Raw genomic sequence first — 16831 nt, 5'->3', positions numbered from 1 at the left:
GCCGTGCTCAATCGGCCTGCGGCACGCCGGGAATCACGATCTTCTGGTCCCCCAGCCAGCGCCGGGCGCCGCAGCCGTTGCGCGAGTAGATGTCTTCGGGATTGTTGAGCTTGCAGTGTTCCAGCGACATGCAGCCGCAACCGATGCATTCGTCCAGGCTCATGTTCAGCCGTTCGAGTTCGGCGATGCGTTGCTGCACCCGGGTTTTCCAGGTGGCGGTCAGGCGCCGCCAGTCCTCGCCCGCCGGTGCGCTGTTGAGGGACAGGCCGGTCAGTTGCTGGATGATTTCGTCCAGGGAAAAACCGATGCGCTGGGCGAACACCACGTAGGCGATCCGTCGCAGCACCGAGCGCGGGTAGCGCCGGTGGCCGCTGCCGGCGCGGATCGAGTGGATCAGCCCGCGGGTCTCGTAGAAACGCAGCGCCGAGGCCATGACGCCGCTGCGCCGCGCCACTTCGGTGATGGTCAGGAGCGATTCGCCGGGTTTGTTCATGACGCCTCCGAAGGGGCTTTACTTAAAGTTAGCTTTAACTTTTATATTCCGCCTGCCAATAAATCAACACCTCTGTGTGCAGCGGGAGTCCTTGTTCATGAATCGAATTCGCCGAGTGTTCGGTCGAGGTTGTTCTTCCATTCCCCGACTGGGCGCCCTGGGCCTGCTGCTGGCGGTGGCCGGTTGCAGCGAAAAGAGCGAGCCGGTCGCCGCCGCGCCGCCCCAGGTCGAGGTGACGACCGTGAGCGTGCAGGCGGTGCGCGAGTGGGACCTGTTCAACGGCCGCATCAGTGCGGTGGATGCGGTGGACCTGCGTCCGCGAGTCAGCGGTTATGTCGAGCGCATCGCCTTTCGCGAGGGCGACGAGGTACAGAAGGGCCAGACCCTGTTCGTCATCGACCCGCGGCCTTACCGCGAGGCGCTGGCCAGTGCCCAGGCGCGGCTGGCGCGGGCCCGCGCGGCGGTGCGCCTGGCCACCGAGCAGGACCGCCGCGGCCAGGCGCTGGTCAAGCAGTCGGCGCTGTCGCGGGAGGAGGGCGACATTCGCAGCGCGACCCTGGCCCAGGGCGTGGCGGATGTGAACGCCGCCGTGGCCGACGTCGCCACCGCGCAGCTCAACCTCGACTTCACCCAGGTCCGCGCGCCGTTCTCCGGGCGGGTCGGCCGCGCCATGCTGACCCTCGGCAACCTGGCCCAGGCCGACCAGAGCGTGCTGACGCGGATCGTTTCCCAGGACCCGATGTACGTGTATTTCGACGCCGACGAACAGAGCCTGCTGCGTTACATCGAGCAGACGGGCGCCGGCCAGCGCCCGGGCGTGACCAACACCGTGCGCGTCGGCCTGGCCAACGACACCGGCACTTTCCCCCTGACCGGCACCGTGGACTTTCTCGACAACCAGGTCGACCCGGCCACCGGCACCATCCGCGTGCGCGCGGTGCTGCCCAACCCGGAGCGCAAGCTGACCGCCGGGCTGTTCGCCCGGGTGCGTCTGGAGGGCGCCAGCGAGACCCGCGCGGTGCTGCTCGACGACCGCGCGGTGCAGACCGACCAGGACCGCAAATACGTGTACGTGATCGGCGAGCACAACCAGGCCCTGCGCAAGGACGTCAGCCTCGGCCGGCAGCTCGACGGCCTGCGGGTGATCAGCGCGGGGCTGGCTGCCGGCGACCGGGTGGTGGTGAACGGAGCGCAGAAGATTTTCTTCTCGGGCATGCCGGTGGAGCCCAAGGAGAGCGCCGCGCCTGCGCGCCAGGCCTCGGCCGCCATTCCCCAACCGCCGTTGGCGCAGTAACGGAGAACGGCCATGGATTTCTCGAAGTTCTTCATCGACCGCCCGATCTTCGCCATCGTGCTGTCGATCATCATTTTCGCCCTCGGGCTGATCGCCATTCCGGTGCTGCCATCGGGGGAATACCCCGAGGTGGTGCCGACCAGCGTGGTGGTGCGCGCCAACTACCCGGGGGCCAACCCCAAGGAAATCGCCGAGTCGGTGGCCGTGCCCCTGGAAGAGGCGATCAACGGCGTCGAAGGGATCATGTACATGAAGTCGGTCGCCGGTTCCGACGGCAGCCTGGCGCTGAGCATCACCTTCGTCCCCGGGGTCGATCCGGACACCGCCGCGGTGCGCGTGCAGAACCGCGTCAGCCAGGCGCTGTCGCGGCTGCCCGAAGAGGTCCGGCAGTACGGCGTGACCACGCAGAAGCAGTCACCGACGCCGCTGATGTACGTCAGCCTGCTGTCCCCGGACAACCGCTACGACACCCTGTACCTGCGCAACTACCTGACCTTGCACGTCAAGGACGAGCTGTCGCGGTTGCCCGGTATCGGTGATGTCGGGGTCTACGGCTCGGGCGACTATGCGATGCGCATCTGGCTCGACCCCAACAGCCTGTCGGCGCGCGGGCTGACCGCGGCCGATGTGGTGAACGCGATTCGCGAACAGAACGTGCAGGTGTCGGCCGGGCAGTTGGGCGCCGAGCCGTCGCCCCAGGGCGCCGACTTCCTGGTGTCGATCAACGTGCGCGGGCGCTTGCGCAGCGAGCAGGAGTTTGCCGCGATTGTCCTCAAGAGCGGCGCCGACGGGCAGTTGGTACGGCTGTCGGACGTGGCGCGGGTCGAGCTCGGCGCGGGCGACTACACCCTGCGCGCGCGCCTCGACGACCGCAACCAGGCCACGGTGGGGATCTTCCTCTCGCCGGGGGCCAACGCCTTGCAGGTCGCCGACGCGGTCTACGGCAAGCTCGACGAGCTGTCGCGCAATTTCCCCGAAGGCGTGGCCTACAAGGCCGTGTGGGACCCGACGGTGTTCGTCCGCGAATCCATCAGCGCGGTGCAGCACACGCTGATGGAGGCCGTGGTGCTGGTGGTGCTGGTGGTGATCCTGTTCCTGCAGACCTGGCGCGCCTCGATCATCCCGCTGATCGCCGTACCGGTATCGGTGATCGGCACCTTCGCCTGGCTGTACCTCTTGGGCTACTCGATCAACACCCTGACCCTGTTCGGCCTGGTGCTGGCCATCGGCATCGTGGTCGACGACGCCATCGTGGTGGTGGAAAACGTCGAGCGTTTCATCGAGCAGGGCTTGCAGCCGCGAGAGGCGGCGCACCGGGCGATGAAGGAGGTGTCCGGGCCGATCATCGCCATCGCCCTGGTGCTGTGCGCGGTGTTTATCCCGATGACCTTCCTCTCCGGGGTCACCGGCCAGTTCTATAAACAGTTCGCGGTGACCATCGCGATTTCCACGGTGATTTCGGCGATCAACTCCCTGACCCTGTCGCCGGCCCTGGCGGCCAAGCTGTTCCGCCCCCACGGTGCGCCGCAGGACTGGTTGGAGCGCGGCATCCAGCGGCTGTTCGGGCGGTTCTTCCAGGCCTTCAACCGAGTGTTCAAGCGCCGTTCGGACGGCTACCACGGCCTGGTGGCCTACAGCCTGAAGCGGCGCGGCGGGGTGTTTTTCATCTACGCCTTGCTGCTGGTCGGCACGGCCTGGATGTTCAACCTGGTGCCGGGCGGGTTCATTCCGACCCAGGACAAGCTCTACCTGTTCGCCGGCGCCAAGCTGCCCGAAGGCGCGTCGCTGGCGCGCACCGACGCGGTGACCCGCGAGCTGATCGAGGCCGCGCGCTCGGTGGAAGGGGTGGACATGGTGCCGGCCTTCAGTGGCCTGAATGCCTTGCAGGCGGTGAACACGCCGAATGTCATGGCCGCCTACGTGATCCTCAAGCCGTTCGACCAGCGCGAGCGCGGCGCGGTGGCGATCAACGCTGAGCTCAACGCCAAGTTGTCGCGGGTCAGCGAAGGTTTTGCCTATGCGCTGTTGCCGCCGCCGATCCAGGGGCTGGGCAACGGCTCGGGGTATTCGCTGTACCTGGAAGACCGCGCGGGCCTCGGCTACGGTGCCTTGCAGAATGCCTTGAGTGCCTTCCAGGCGGCGGTGGCGCAGACCCCGGGCATGAGTTACCCGGTCAGTTCCTACCAGGCCAACATTCCGCAGCTGGAAGTGCAGGTGGACCGGGTCAAGGTCAAGGCCCAGGGAGTATCGCTGAGCGACGTGTTCAACACCTTGCAGACCTACCTGGGCTCGGTCTACGTCAATGACTTCAACCTGTTCGGCCGGGTCTACCGGGTCATGGCCCAGGCCGACAGCGCCTACCGCCAGACCGCCGAGGACATCGCCAGCCTGCGGGTGCGCAACGACCAGGGCGAGATGGTGCCGCTGGGCGCGATGATCAGCGTCACGCCCAGCTACGGTCCCGACCCGGTGGTGCGCTACAACGGCTACCCGGCCGCGGACCTGATCGGCGACTCCGATCCCAAGCAGCTGTCCTCGGGCCAGGTGATCGCCAAGCTGGAAGACATCGCCGCCCGAGTCTTGCCCCGCGGCATCACCCTGGAATGGACCGACCTGAGCTACCAGCAAGTCAGCCAGAGCCATGCGGCGGCGGTGGTGTTCCCGTTGGCGGTGATGCTGGTGTTCCTGGTGCTCGCCGCGCTGTACGAAAGCTGGACCCTGCCGCTGGCGGTGATCCTTATCGTCCCGGTGTGCATGCTCGCGGCCTTGAGCGGGGTGTGGCTCAGCGGCGGCGACAACAACGTGTTCGTCCAGGTCGGGCTGGTGGTGCTGATGGGCCTGGCGTGCAAGAACGCGATCCTGATCGTCGAGTTCGCCCGGGAACTGGAGCTCCAGGGCAAGGGCATCGTCGAGGCGGCGCTGGAGGCCTGCCGCTTGCGCCTGCGGCCGATCGTCATGACCTCGGTGGCGTTTATCGCCGGCTCCGTGCCGCTGCTGGTCGGCACCGGCGCCGGCAGCGAGATCCGCCGCGCCACCGGGGTCGCGGTGTTCTCGGGGATGCTCGGGGTGACCCTGTTCGGCCTGTTCCTGACCCCGGTGTTCTACGTCGCCTTGCGCAAACTGGCGACGCGCTTCCAGCCGGCGGCCAAGGCGCCAGCGCCAGCCCACGGCGCCGCTGCGGGCGACTGACGAGGCGCGCTGCTGGCGCTTCTTGACCCCGGTCAAGGGCCATTCCCGAGGGGCGGTGTAGGGTGCAAGGCACCTTCATCGCCGCTTCGGGGAACGCCATGGCCAAGCCCTTTCCCATCAACCCCAGGCACCCCGACCGTATCTGTTGGGGCTGCGACCGCTACTGCGCGGCCGACGCCCTGGCCTGCGGCAACGGCGCCGACCGCACCATGCACCCGGCCGAGATGCTGGGCGAGGATTGGTATGCGCATGGTGACTGGGGGATCGAGCCGCCGATTGCCTCGGACAAGGCGGTGGAGGAGGGGCAGGGTTGAGCACCCGCGCCAGTGGCGCAGGCCTCGACGGGGATGGAAACCCGGCAGCGGCGCGGCAGGCCGATGCGCCGCGCCGGGTTGCCCGGGACGTCAGCGCACGCCGCGGGCCCGCAGGCTGGCGGGGCTGAAATACTCCTCGTCCGGCGCCGGCTGGCTGAAGTCGGCGGTGCCCGCTTCTTCGTTGTCCAGCCATTGCACCATGTAGCGCCGCGATTGCAGGTCGTGGAAGACATCGAGGGCGCTGCCGATGGCAGGCAACTCGTAGGTATTGGTCAGGTAGGCCATGGACACCCGCCACAGCTCGCCACGGCTGTCATATTGCTCGGTGGCCGCGGCGCTCCAGCTGTCCTCGTCGAGGTAGAGGGTGCGTCGCGAGTAGAGGTGCCGCGCGCCAGGCTTGAGCTTGCCTTCCACCACCCACACCCGGTGCAGTTCGTAGCGGGTGTAGCGGGGCGTGATGTGGCCGGGGCCGATCAGTTCCTTGTACTTCACCTCGGGGCTGGAGATCCGGTAGTTGTTGTAGGGGATGTAGATTTCCTTTTTGCCGACCAGGGTCCAGTCGAAGCGATCCGGAGCGCCGTTGAACATGTCCTGGTCGTCGATCGTGCGCAGGCCATCGGTGGTCGAGCCTGGCGTGTCGTAGGCAAACAGGGGGGCGCGGCGCACGCGGCGCTGGCCCGGGTTGTAGCTCCAGGCCTGGCGGGGCTCCTTGACCTGGTCCAGGGTCTCGCGCACCAGCGAGGCGGTGCCGGCCAGGCGCGCCGGCGCTTTGACCACGGTCTGGTAGTAGAACAGGGTGTTGTTCAAGGCGCTGAAATTCCCTCCTTGCTGGTAGTACCTGAACAGCACGTCGTACTGGGTGGTCACTGGAGTGAAGCTGCCGTCGCGCTGCACCGCGGCCTCCGACGAACGGTGGGTCAGGTAGCTGCCGCGGTAGCGGGCGATGTGGTTCCACAGGGCTTCGAGGCCGCTCTGCGGCAGGGCGAACGGAATGCCGCCGAAGGCGTCGACGAAGCCGTAGCCGCCTTGGGCCAGCTTGGCGCTGGTGGCGTTCTTCAAGGTGTTGTCATACACCCATTGCGGCGCCGAGCCCGAACGCCGGCTCGGGTAGACCGGCATCTGGAAACTGTCCGGGTAGGTGTTGAACAAGGCGATTTCGCCCGGTGTGAGGTTGGCCTTGTATTGCTCCAGGTTGGCCTTGGTAATGGTGAACAGCGGCTTGTCGGCGGCGAACGGGTCGCTGCGGTGCCGGCCTGACTGGTAACCGGCCGGCGCCTGAGTGATGCCGCCGGTCCAGGACGGAATGGTGCCGGCGGCGTTGCCGGCCTTTTCCGCGCCCAGGGGTGTCAGGTCGGCGTGCAGCCGGGCTGCCTGTTCGGCGGTGACCGCGGCCAGGGCGCCCGTGTTGCCCAATGCCAGGGCGACGGTGAGGCCGATCAGGGGTCGCAGAGTGCGCATGATGATTTCTCCGTGGTGGATAGTTGCCCGGGCCTCGGCGTGCGGCCGAGGGCGGGCCGGTGGTTAAAAGGAGTACTTGACGTTGAAACCCAGGTTGTCGCGATCGCGCGAGGCGTTGTTCTGCCCCGCGCCGTAGAACGAGGTGTATTGCAGTTCGGCTTCCAGGCTGCTGCGGTAGGACGCCTTGAGGCCCAGGGTGTGGGCCTTGCGGCCTTCGATGAAGTTGCCGGCCGAGGAGGAGTTGCCCTTGAAGTCTTCCTTGTAGACCACGTAGGGCGAGAGGTTGACGCCGGCGTACACGTCGTTCCAGGTGCCGGCCAGTTGCAGGGTATAGCCATAGGCGTCGCGGTCGATCTGGCTGTCGCGGCCGAAACCGGAGGCATACCCCTTGTTCGCGCCGCTGGCGTAATAGCGCACGCTGCCATCGTAGGCGGTGTACTTCAGGCTGCTGCCGCGCACATGGTCGGAGGCGACTTCCGCGACCCCGGTGAGCGCGTCGAAGAACAGCGCCGGGCCGAAGTTGTAGAGGGCGCCGATGGAGGTGTTGAAGGCCTGGACCCGTTCGTAGTTGTGCACACCGCTGCCCAGGGTGATCTGCTGGTTGCCGATCTTCGCGCTCTGCCCGCTGCTGATCCTCGGGGCCTGGTTCATCAGGTCGCCCAGCAGGTCGTCGGTGGCGGCGATGCTGATCGGCAGGTTCGGCCGGTAGGCCAGCTCGCCGAACACCGTGGCATTGCCCAGGTTGGTGTTGAAGCTCACCCCGAGCATGCGGATGTCTTCCGGGTATTCGCGCTGGGCCACCAACTGGTTGGTCAGGTCGACCACCGTGGCGCCATTGACCAGGCCCAGGGTTTGCGCGGCCGCCGGGTTGCCGCGCCCGGCGGCCGCGGTCAATTCGCTGTAGCTGGCAAAGCCGCCGAGCGCCGCCAGTTGATCGAGGTCGACGCCGGCATAGGACGCCTCCAGGTGCGAGGCCAGGCTCGGCTCCTTGGCGTGGTAATTGACGAAATAGAAACCGAATTCGGTGGAGTTGAGCGACTCGGCCATGTAGCGCAAGGCGACACCGAACTGCCCGTCGTTGCGGGCGTTGATGTCCTTGTCGACCCGGGCCACCTTGATGACGCCGTTGCTGTCCAGGTAGTCGGTGCCCTGCAGGCCGCCGACGTGGGCGGCGGCCAGTTGCCGATAGAGCCCCTGGAACGCCGGGCTGGCCAGGGATTTGACCGAGGCATAGGCGGTGTTGCCGCCATCGGCGAACAGGTCGGTGCCCGAAAAATAGGTGCCCACCGGGTCGATCCGGGTTTCTTTCCAGTTCCACTGGTAGAAGGCATCCAGTGACAGGTTCTCGGTCAGGCCCGTGGTGAAACTGAACGCTTCAAGGGGCATCAACACCTCCTTGACCTCCGAACCCGGCAGGTGGAAGGCCGCGGCGTCGACCGGGTTGCTGGTGTTGACCCCGCCCCGGTAGAACAGGCCTTCACCCCAGTTGAAGACCTGGCGCCCGAGCCGGGCGGTCAAGGGCTTGCCGGCGATCTCCCAGTTGCCGTACAGGTAGGCGTCGAGAATCTCCGCGCGGTGGCCGGCCACGTTGCGTGTGTCCCGGGTGAAGCGGTCATCGCGCGGGTAGGACTGGCTCGGCTGGGCCGGGTTGTCGTTGTCGTAGTAGTCGTTGCGCTTGTCCATGACCTGGGTGTCGTAAAAGGTCGAGCCGCGCAGGAACAAGCCATAGTTCCGATAGGTCGCGCCGAGGTCGGAGGTGACCTTGTAGACCTCGGAAACCAGCCCGGTATTGAAGTTGCGGTTGCCGTCGTTGCCGTTGAGGTCGTCGTTGCTTTTGTCCCGGCCTTGCACGCGCCACAAGGTGCCGTAGGAAACCGTGGTGTCCAGGGAACCGGTGACCTGCTGGTCGGCGAAACTGAATTCCACGGCCTGGGCCGGGGCTGCGATACACAGCGGCAACAGGCCGGCCAGGGCCAGGCCGGCGCGCGCCGGCGGTTGGAGGGGGAGAGAGCGGCGGATGATATCCATGGCGAAAGCACTCTAAGGTCTGATCATTGTTATGGGGCCGCCCGCGCGGCCCGGTTGTTGTCGATCCGGCTTACAGAACTGCGATGTGTCGAACGTCGGCGGCACCCGATCGCGGGCAGCAGGGGACTGACGGGAGCGGATGTCCCGGACAATCGGTGGCGCAAGTTGACCCTGTGCTGGCGATGCGGACGCGGCGTGGCCTCAGCCGGTGGGCGCGTCGAGGGCGGCGTTGTGTTCGATGCAACGGGCGAAGTAGCCCAGGCTGCGTTTCGGCGTGCGGGCCAGGCTGGTCCTGTCGACATGGATCAGGCCGAAGCGCTTGGCAAAACCCTGGCCCCATTCCCAGTTGTCGGTCGCCGACCAGTAGAACAGCCCCTTGAGGCGTACTCCCTGGGCGTGAGCCGCCTGCGCGGCCTTGAGGTAGCTGGCCAGGTGGGCGATCCGCCCGGCGTCGTCCACCACGCCGTCGCGGGGTGGCGGGTCGGGCATGGCGAAGCCGGTCTCGGTCACGTACAGCTCGGGGGCGCCGTAGTCATGGTGCAGGCGCACGAGCATCTCGGTGAGGCCGTCGGGCTCTACGTGGAAATAGTCGGTGGCTGGCGCATCATGCGGCGGCTGGCCCTGGGCGAGGCCGAACATGTGGTTGGCGGCCTGCTTGATATAGATGCGGCTGTAGTAGTTCATGCCGAGAAAGTCCGGCTGGGCGGCGATCACTGGCATGTCGCCGTCGACGACGAACGGGGCGACCAGCTCGGCCACCGGCTGTGGGTAGCCCTTGCCGTACAGTGGGTCGACGAAGGCTCGGTTCCACAGCATGTCCACCCGTTGCGCGGCGGCCTGGTTTTCCGCGTGTCCGCCCTCGGCGCGCACGGGTTGCAGGTTCACCGTGGTGCCGATGCGGTGAGTGCCGGGCAGCGTCGCGCGCAGGGCCTGGAAGGCCAGGCCCTGGGCCAGGTTCTGATGATGGATCGCGGCGTAGGCGGCGTCGGCGCTGTTCAGGGCCGGGGCATGAATCTGCGCCGCGTAGCCGCGCAGGGCGACGCTGTTGGGTTCGTTCAGGACAATCCATTGGCTGATGCGGTCGCCCAGGCGCTCGGCGACGATCGCGGCGTAGTCCGCCAGGCGCTGGCAGATGTCGCGGTCGCGAAAGTCCCCGGCCCAGGTCGGCACGTCCCAATGGAACAGGGTCGGCCAGGGGGTGATGCCTTTGGCGAGCATGCTGTCGACCAGCCGATCATAGTAATCCAGGCCGGCGGCGCTCACTGAGTCCGCAGCGCTGGGCTGGATGCGTGGCCAGGCAATGGAGAACCGGAAGGCTTGCACGCCGGCCCCGGCCAGCAAGGCCAGGTCCGCCGGATAGTGTTCCTCGAACCCGGTGCAGAGTGCGTTGGTCGAACCGTCCAGCACGGCGCCGCGGGCATCGCAGAAGGCGTCCCAGTTGCTCGGGCCGCGGCCGCGCCGGCTTTCGGTCTGCGCCGCGGAGGCCGCGACGCCCCAGACGAAATCTGGGCTGAAGCGGGCTGTCGCGCCGCCGTCGATGGCGGGGGGATGTGAAGGGTCGTGGATCGCTGTCATGCCGGTCTTCCTTTCTGGGTTGTTTTTATGGGGGCTGGCGTCGTTTTAGGGGCGTGCAAAGGCTGCGCAGTTCTCCTGCGATGCGGGTGGAAGAGCGCGTGGCGCGGTCCTGGTCCGACGCTCACGTCGGGCCAGGACCGCGAGCAGGCGGCGGTGCAGGGCCGGGCCGATGGGGTAGGCGCAACCGATCAGGAACACGCCGATGCTGCCCGACAGCGGCACCCATGACATGGTGGCCAGCAGCAGGTGCGTGGTTTGCGCCGACTGGGGGCTGTTGGGAACGAAACCTATGGCGCCCAGGGCCAGGCCGAGGGTGCCGGCGGCAATGCCCAGGGCGGCCTTCTGGACGAAAATCACCGTGCCGATGATCAGCGACTCAGTACGCAGGCCAGAGCGCCATTGGCCATATTCCACGGTGTCCGGAACCATCGCCCAGAAGCACACGGCGGTGGCGCTGGCACCGATCGCGATAAGGGCCAGGATCGCCAGGAGCACGGCGTACCCGCAGGCGTTGAACAGATACCAGAAGATGAAACCCAGGCAGTAGCACGCGGTGCCCGCCAGCAGGGCCGGGCGTTTGCCGCGCGTACGCGCGACATGGGCCCAGGCCGGAGCGGACAAGGCGGCCAGGGCGGCCATCAGGGCCAGGGCGGTGCCGCCGAAGTCCGGATCGTTGCGCACGTATTTGAAGTAATAGAGCAGGTTCTTCGAGAAGAAGGTGCTGGCGCAGGAGTTCATCAAGGTGATGCCCAGCACCAGCAGCAACGGGCGGTTGCTCGCCAGGGACGCGAGCAGGGCGCCGAGGCCCGGACGGTCTTGCGCCGGCTCGCCGACGGCATCCGGGGCGTCGTCGTTGCCCGCGGCCAGCGCCGCGGTCCATAGCGCGATGGACGCGACGGCGGCGAAGAGCGCGGTGACCAGCGCCCAGGCGTGGCTATCGCCGCCGAAGTAGCGGGTCGCCGGCAAGGTCGTTGCCGATACCACCATGGCCGCGAGAATCGCGAAGACCATGCGGATACCGGCCATGGTCGCCCGTTCCTCGCTGTCCTGGGTGACGCGGGCGTAGAGCGAGGCGTAGGGCACCGACACCAGGGCGAACAGGGTACGGAAGGCGAAGTGGCTGACAATCGTCAGCGCCAGCAACTGCGTGGCCGGCCCGCGAGGCAGCGCGAAGACCAGGACAAAGGCAATGGCCAGCGGCACCGCGCCCAGGATGAGGTAGGGGCGAAACCGCCCGAAGCGGGTTCGGGTACGGTCGGCCATGGCGCCGATCAGCGGGTCGACCGCCGCGTCCCAGATCAGCGCGCTCATGTACACCAGGCCCGCGGCCGAGGCCGAGAGCCCGAGCACTTCGGTGTAGAAGAACAGCAGGAACAACGAGGCGATCTGCCAATAGAGATTGACCCCGAAATCCCCCGCGCCGAGGGAGATCTTGCGCCCCAGAGACATCTTGCGCTGTGCCTTGATCGGCGTGATATGCACCATCTGCAACCCCCACTTATTATTTTTGTTTTTGTCGCGTGTCGATGCTTGGCCACGGAATCCTTGAAGTGCGATCCGGCTGGCGATGAAAATTATCCAATCGGATAATTACCTTGCAGGAATCGGTTGTCAATGCCCGAGCACCTACGCCAGACTGGGTTTTTCCACATCACGGGGTCGCCAGACGCTGACGCATGAGTACGCCACGAGTAGCCAAGCAAGAACGCAGCGAGCAGACCCGGACCGAGATCCTGCAGACCGCGCTGGACCTGTTCTCCACCCGCGGTTTCGCGGCGGTGAGCCTGCGCGATATCGCAGACCGGGTGGGTGTCAACCACGCGATGATCCGTTATCACTTCGGCAGCAAGGAGGAGCTCTGGCGCGAGAGTGCCGCCTACCTTTTCGAGCGCCTGGAGCAGGAAATTCCAGCGCCCGATATCAGCGCCGAGCAGGCACCGGTGGAGTCACTGAAACGCTATATCGCCAGCTATGTGCGCTACTGCGCGCGACATCCCGAACACGCCCGGCTGATGGTGCAGGAGTCGATCATCGCGTCGGATCGGCTGAAGTGGGTATCCGACAAGTTCATCCGGCCCAACCATGCCCGGACCCTCAAGCTCATCGAAGGGGCCAGCCTGCCCAAGGGGCTGGCCGGCATGGACCCGGTGATGTTGCTGTACATGGTCGTGGCCATCGCGCAGATGCCTTACCTGGTCACCGCGGAACTGCAGTTTTCCCATGACCGGGACGTGCTGACGAGCGCAGCGATAGAGGCCCATGCCGAGGCGGTGGTGAGGTTCATTTTTCGCGATTGAGGCGAGGTGGCGGGGAGCGGGATTTCGCCGTTGTGCTGTTGCGCCAATGGGCAGCAACTCGTGGTACAGGTTGCTGCGCGGCAGGCCGTTGTCCAGGCGACCCACCACCAGGTCCCTGGGCGGTGATTGGGTCGGTCCCGATGTCGTCAGTCTGCTGGTCGGCGGGCGATACGTCGTCAAGCGCCGCCTGGAGGTGCGGCGCTCTTTTCAGTCATCCGGCCTCAATCCCTGACCAACCCTGGCGTCTGGGCCGGCGCATCGGAGCGGCGGTCCGGGTGGTCGCGTTCGCGGAAGCGGCGCAGGCCTTCGAGGGTTTCCGGTTGATGGATCGAGCGGTTGAAGCATTCGGCTTCGATGCGCAGCCCCTCGGCCAGGGGCTGGCCGTAGCCGCGCAGGGCGGCTTCCTTGTCCGAGCGCATGGCCGGCTGGGGCAGGGCGCAGAGCTGGCGCGCCAGTTCCAGCGCCCGCTCCAGCGAGCGGCCCTTGGCGACGACTTCGTTGGCCAGGCCGATCGCCAGTGCCTCGCTAGCGGAAATGACCTTGCCCGTGAGGATCAGCTCCAGCGCCCGGCCCATGCCGACGATGCGCGGCAGGCGCTGGGTGCCGCCGTCGGCCAGGCCGATGTTCCAGCGGCGGCAGGTGACGCCGAAGGAGGCGTGTTCCTCGGCGATGCGCAGGTCGGCGAAACAGGCCCATTCCAGGCCGCCGGCGTAGGCCACGCCGTTCACCGCGGCGATCACCGGTTTGTAGATGTCCGTCCAGCGGCTCGGGCCGATGATGCCGGGGCGCTCGCCGCGATTGTGCGCGGCGATCTCGTCCGGGTCGGAGGGCACCAGGTCGAACGCGGCCTCAAGGTCGCCGCCGGCGCAAAACGCTTTGTCGCCGGCGCCGGTGAGAATCGCCACCAGGGCCTGCGGATCGTCGCGAAAGCGGCCCCAGGCCTCGATCAATTCCAGGTGGGTGGTGGGGCCGATGCAATTGCGCTTATCCGGCCGGTTGAAGCGGATGATCCTGATCGGACCCTGGGTCTCGTAGTCGATTTCGCTGAATGCCATGCCGCCGCGCCTCTTGAGGGGGTCGAGGGATTGTCGGCGCCAGGCCCGGCTCGCGGCGCAGGCAAGGCGCACGGTGCGAGTGTAGACGCCGCTCAGCGCGGTAGCGGCTGCTTCCAGTCCCGCAGCACCTCGATCAGCGCGCGCAGCTTGGGCGGCACGTGCCGGCGATTGGCATAGTACAGCCACATGGCCGGCAACGGCTGGCAACTGCCAGGCAGCACTTCCACCAGTTGGCCGCTGTCGAGGTCGGCGGCGACGCGCTCGCGGATGAATACATGGGCGATGCCGACACCGGCACGGGCGGCCTCGATGACCGCCTGGGTGTCGGTGCTGATGAAGCGCCCGGGCACATCCAGCTTCACCTCGTGCCGGCCGTCGTGCAGTGGCCATTTGTGCAACTGGCCGTTGCTGGGGAAACGAAAGCGGATACAGGCATGCTGGCGCAATTCGTCGAGGCTGCGCGGCGCCGGGTGGCGCGCCAGGTAGTGCGGGCTGGCCACCAGGAGGCACTGCAGCGGCGGGGTGATCTGCACCGCGTGCATGCCCGGATGCAGCGCGTCGGCGAGGCGGATGCCGGCGTCGAGCTGCTCCTTGACGATGTCCACCAACTGATCGTCGTAGCGTATTTCCAGGGTGATCCCGGGGTAGCGCTGGAAAAAATCCTCGAGCAGCGGGGCGCCGATCAGATGCTTGGCCATGTGCAAGGCACTGATGCGCAGGTGCCCCGAGGGTTCGCCGCGGGTTTCTCCCAACGCCTCCCTGGCTTGCAGGAGGCTGCGATAGCCGGCTTCGCTGCCCTCGTGAAACCCTTGGCCGATTTGCGTCAGGCTGACGCCGCGGGTCGTGCGGTTGAACAGCTTGGCTTGCAGTTCGCTTTCCAGCTGGTTGATGGCCAGGCTCACGGCGGCCGGGGTCACGCCCAGCACGGCCGCGGCGCGGGTGAAGTTGCCGGCCTCGACCACCGCCATGAAGACGTGCAGCCCGGCCAATGGATCGCGTCGGTTCATCGTTAGAAATACTTAATAGTCTTGTCGAGGAAAGGCGGATTCTCTTAAAACTACGAGCTTCATAGACTCTTTTCAATCGCCAAGGAGTCCCGCCATGCCACCGCCCGTCACCCTCGAATCCGCTCGACAGATGTTCGCCAATGGCATTGCCAAAGCCCGGCAGATGCAGCTTTCGGTGTGCATCGCGATCGTTGACCAGGGCAGCAACCTGCTGGCGTTCGTGCGCATGGACGACGCCGTGCCGGGGGCCATCGACCTGGCCCAGCGCAAGGCGCGGACCTCGGCGCTGTTTCGTACCGCCAGCGCCGACCTCGGCGCTCTGTCCGGTCCGGGGCAGTCATTGTGGTCGATCGAGCAGAGCAATGGCGGCTTGACCAGCTTTGCCGGCGGCCTGCCCATCGTCGATCAGGCCGGACGTTGCCTGGGCGCCATCGGCGTCTCGGGCGGCACCGCCGACGAGGACCACCTCATTGCCAGCGCTTGTCTCTGAGCCCTGGCCCGCACGTTCTTTCTGGAGTAATCGCTATGAGTAAAAAACGCATCCTGGTAACGGGCGCCGGCTCGGGTTTCGGTCGTGAGGTGGCGCTGCGCCTGGCCGCCAATGGCCATGAGGTGATCGCCGGCGTGCAGATCACCCCGCAGGTCACCGAGCTGCGCCAGCTCGCCGCCAGCCGCAACCTCGAGCTGCGGGTCGAGAAGCTCGACATCACCTCGGCCCGCGACCGGGCCTATGCCTGGCAATGGGAGGTCGATGTGTTGCTGAACAATGCCGGCGACGCCGAAACCGGGGCCATCGCGGAGATCCCCGTGGATATCCTGCGCGCCCAGTTCGAAACCAACGTGTTCGCCAACCTGGAACTGACCCAGGGGTTCGTGCGGCAGATGGTCGAGCGGCGCAAGGGCAAGATCGTTTTTGTGTCGTCGATTGCCGGCCTGCTGACCGGGCCGTTCACCGGCGCCTACTGCGCCTCCAAGCACGCCCTGGAGTCCATCGCCGAGGCCCTGCACCGGGAACTGGCGGAGTTCGGCATCCAGGTCGCGACCATCAACCCCGGGCCGTATTCCACCGGCTTCAACGACCGCATGATGGAAACCTGGAAAAGCTGGTACGACCCGCAGAAACACTTCACCGACCACACCGGGCTGAAGTTCCCCTTCGAGCAACACGACCCCGAGGAAATGGTGGCGAAGATGGTCGAGGTGGTGGAGCGCGACGGCGGGCTATTCCGCAACCTGCTGCCGGAGCGTTTCGTCGACATCGTCAAGCAGGACCAGCAGGACGCCTGGACGCGCCGGCAGTCGTAAGCCCGCCGACTGTAGGAGCGAGCTTGCTCGCGAAGCGGCCTTGAGGATGGCATTGCTCTCAAGGGGGGGCACTCGGAGCCTCCCTGCGCCGAACTCGACTTCCCCCGGGCATTGCCGCAGCCGTTCAGCCCGGTATCGCCCCCGGCTCGAACTTGTAGCCCACGCCGTACAACGACTGGATCGGGTCTTGCCCGGGGCAGGCCTGGGCCAGTTTGCGCCGCAGGTTGCGGATATGGCTGTCGACGGTGCGGTCGGTGACGACCCGGTGGTCGGAGTACAGGCGGTCGAGCAACTGGTCGCGGGAAAACACCCGCCCGGGGGCGGCGGCCAGGGTCTTGAGCAGGCGCAGTTCCACCGGGGTCAGGTCCAGGGCGATGCCGTCGAACGAAGCGCGATAGCGCTCTTCGTCGATCTGCAAGCGGGCCTGCGCGGCCACCGTCAGCGGCGGGCCGCGGCGCAGGATGGCCTTGACCCGCGCCACCATTTCGCGCGGGCTGAAAGGCTTGCAGATGTAGTCGTCGGCGCCCAGGTCCAGGCCCAGCAGGCGGTCCACTTCCTCGACCCGGGCGGTGATCATGACAATCGGCACCGCGCTGAAACCGCGCAGCTCGCGGCACAGTTCCAGGCCGTCGCGCCCGGGCAGCATCAGGTCCAGCAGGATCAGCCGCGGCTCCCGGGCGCGCACCGCCGGCAGCACGTCCAGGCCGTTGTCCAGGCACTGGCAGGCGTAGCCGGCGGTGACGAGGTAGTCGCGCATCAGCGCGGCCAGTTTCGGTTCGTCCTCGACGATCAGGATCGGCGGTTCGCTGTTCATGC

General features: G+C 66.8%; 14 protein-coding genes. 6 read left to right on the top strand and 8 right to left on the bottom strand.

From position 1 onward, the window contains the following. Positions 1–7: 7 nt before the first annotated feature. On the bottom strand, positions 8–493 hold the full coding sequence (gene soxR / locus BTN82_RS16905; RefSeq protein WP_075120267.1) for a redox-sensitive transcriptional activator SoxR: 486 nt from the start codon (positions 491–493) through the stop codon (positions 8–10). Positions 494–590: 97 nt separating this feature from the next. Between soxR and BTN82_RS16900 the strand changes: the two genes are divergently transcribed. The 3 genes from BTN82_RS16900 (at position 591) to BTN82_RS16890 (ending at position 5290) form a co-directional block, all read left to right on the top strand. After that, a complete protein-coding gene (locus BTN82_RS16900; RefSeq protein ID WP_075120266.1) occupies positions 591–1787 on the top strand; it encodes an efflux RND transporter periplasmic adaptor subunit in 1197 nt (398 codons plus the stop codon). Positions 1788–1799: 12 nt separating this feature from the next. After that, a complete protein-coding gene (locus BTN82_RS16895) occupies positions 1800–4976 on the top strand; it encodes an efflux RND transporter permease subunit (RefSeq protein WP_075120265.1) in 3177 nt (1058 codons plus the stop codon). 98 nt (positions 4977–5074) lie between these two features. Continuing rightward, positions 5075–5290 carry a DUF3079 domain-containing protein gene (locus BTN82_RS16890; protein ID WP_075120377.1) on the top strand — a complete coding sequence of 72 codons (216 nt, stop codon included), beginning with the start codon at positions 5075–5077 and terminating at the stop codon, positions 5288–5290. A 90-nt stretch (positions 5291–5380) separates the two neighbouring features. Here BTN82_RS16890 and BTN82_RS16885 read toward each other — a convergent pair whose 3' ends face one another. The 4 genes from BTN82_RS16885 to BTN82_RS16870 form a co-directional block, all read right to left on the bottom strand. After that, entirely contained in the window at positions 5381–6748 is a 1368-nt protein-coding gene (locus BTN82_RS16885; protein ID WP_075120264.1) for a DUF1329 domain-containing protein, read from the bottom strand. Between the two features lie 63 nt (positions 6749–6811). Next, entirely contained in the window at positions 6812–8776 is a 1965-nt protein-coding gene (locus BTN82_RS16880; protein WP_075120263.1) for a DUF1302 domain-containing protein, read from the bottom strand. A gap of 201 nt (positions 8777–8977) precedes the next feature. Continuing rightward, positions 8978–10351 (bottom strand): glycoside hydrolase family 1 protein, encoded by a 1374-nt coding sequence (locus tag BTN82_RS16875; RefSeq protein WP_075120262.1) that lies wholly within the window; start codon positions 10349–10351, stop codon positions 8978–8980. Positions 10352–10396: 45 nt separating this feature from the next. After that, positions 10397–11836 (bottom strand): MFS transporter, encoded by a 1440-nt coding sequence (locus tag BTN82_RS16870; RefSeq protein ID WP_075120376.1) that lies wholly within the window; start codon positions 11834–11836, stop codon positions 10397–10399. 191 nt (positions 11837–12027) lie between these two features. Between BTN82_RS16870 and BTN82_RS16865 the strand changes: the two genes are divergently transcribed. Continuing rightward, positions 12028–12648, top strand: a complete 621-nt coding sequence (locus tag BTN82_RS16865) for a TetR/AcrR family transcriptional regulator (RefSeq protein ID WP_075120261.1) — start codon at positions 12028–12030, stop codon at positions 12646–12648. A 221-nt stretch (positions 12649–12869) separates the two neighbouring features. Here the strand turns inward: BTN82_RS16865 and BTN82_RS16860 are convergent, their stop codons facing one another. Both BTN82_RS16860 and BTN82_RS16855 read right to left on the bottom strand, forming a co-directional pair. Then, complete coding sequence (locus tag BTN82_RS16860; protein ID WP_075120260.1) at positions 12870–13703, bottom strand: enoyl-CoA hydratase-related protein; 834 nt, start codon at positions 13701–13703, stop codon at positions 12870–12872. Between the two features lie 92 nt (positions 13704–13795). Next, entirely contained in the window at positions 13796–14710 is a 915-nt protein-coding gene (locus tag BTN82_RS16855) for a LysR family transcriptional regulator (RefSeq protein WP_075120259.1), read from the bottom strand. Positions 14711–14804: 94 nt separating this feature from the next. Here BTN82_RS16855 and BTN82_RS16850 point away from each other — a divergent pair, with 94 nt between their 5' ends. Next, positions 14805–15200 (top strand): GlcG/HbpS family heme-binding protein, encoded by a 396-nt coding sequence (locus BTN82_RS16850; RefSeq protein ID WP_075120258.1) that lies wholly within the window; start codon positions 14805–14807, stop codon positions 15198–15200. A 35-nt stretch (positions 15201–15235) separates the two neighbouring features. Further along, complete coding sequence (locus BTN82_RS16845; RefSeq protein WP_075120257.1) at positions 15236–16015, top strand: SDR family oxidoreductase; 780 nt, start codon at positions 15236–15238, stop codon at positions 16013–16015. Positions 16016–16139: 124 nt separating this feature from the next. On the opposite strand, the gene BTN82_RS16840 is transcribed toward BTN82_RS16845, so the two are convergent. Beyond that, complete coding sequence (locus BTN82_RS16840; RefSeq protein ID WP_075120256.1) at positions 16140–16829, bottom strand: response regulator; 690 nt, start codon at positions 16827–16829, stop codon at positions 16140–16142. Between the last annotated feature and the right edge of the window lie 2 nt (positions 16830–16831).

Source organism: Pseudomonas chlororaphis (assembly GCF_001921865.1).
GTDB classification, from domain to species: Bacteria; Pseudomonadota; Gammaproteobacteria; order Pseudomonadales; family Pseudomonadaceae; genus Aquipseudomonas; species Aquipseudomonas chlororaphis_D.
Note: the sequence above shows the minus strand (reverse complement) of the source record. Positions and strands in the feature narration are given on the sequence as shown.

What these genes read in the sequence shown, in the direction of transcription:
- soxR (WP_075120267.1), bottom strand. Translation starts at nt 493, where the DNA reads ATGAACAAACCCGGCGAATCGCTCCTGACCATCACCGAAGTGGCGCGG.
- BTN82_RS16900 (WP_075120266.1), top strand. Translation starts at nt 591, where the DNA reads ATGAATCGAATTCGCCGAGTGTTCGGTCGAGGTTGTTCTTCCATTCCC.
- BTN82_RS16895 (WP_075120265.1), top strand. Translation starts at nt 1,800, where the DNA reads ATGGATTTCTCGAAGTTCTTCATCGACCGCCCGATCTTCGCCATCGTG.
- BTN82_RS16890 (WP_075120377.1), top strand. Translation starts at nt 5,075, where the DNA reads ATGGCCAAGCCCTTTCCCATCAACCCCAGGCACCCCGACCGTATCTGT.
- BTN82_RS16885 (WP_075120264.1), bottom strand. Translation starts at nt 6,748, where the DNA reads ATGCGCACTCTGCGACCCCTGATCGGCCTCACCGTCGCCCTGGCATTG.
- BTN82_RS16880 (WP_075120263.1), bottom strand. Translation starts at nt 8,776, where the DNA reads ATGGATATCATCCGCCGCTCTCTCCCCCTCCAACCGCCGGCGCGCGCC.
- BTN82_RS16875 (WP_075120262.1), bottom strand. Translation starts at nt 10,351, where the DNA reads ATGACAGCGATCCACGACCCTTCACATCCCCCCGCCATCGACGGCGGC.
- BTN82_RS16870 (WP_075120376.1), bottom strand. Translation starts at nt 11,836, where the DNA reads ATGGTGCATATCACGCCGATCAAGGCACAGCGCAAGATGTCTCTGGGG.
- BTN82_RS16865 (WP_075120261.1), top strand. Translation starts at nt 12,028, where the DNA reads ATGAGTACGCCACGAGTAGCCAAGCAAGAACGCAGCGAGCAGACCCGG.
- BTN82_RS16860 (WP_075120260.1), bottom strand. Translation starts at nt 13,703, where the DNA reads ATGGCATTCAGCGAAATCGACTACGAGACCCAGGGTCCGATCAGGATC.
- BTN82_RS16855 (WP_075120259.1), bottom strand. Translation starts at nt 14,710, where the DNA reads ATGAACCGACGCGATCCATTGGCCGGGCTGCACGTCTTCATGGCGGTG.
- BTN82_RS16850 (WP_075120258.1), top strand. Translation starts at nt 14,805, where the DNA reads ATGCCACCGCCCGTCACCCTCGAATCCGCTCGACAGATGTTCGCCAAT.
- BTN82_RS16845 (WP_075120257.1), top strand. Translation starts at nt 15,236, where the DNA reads ATGAGTAAAAAACGCATCCTGGTAACGGGCGCCGGCTCGGGTTTCGGT.
- BTN82_RS16840 (WP_075120256.1), bottom strand. Translation starts at nt 16,829, where the DNA reads ATGAACAGCGAACCGCCGATCCTGATCGTCGAGGACGAACCGAAACTG.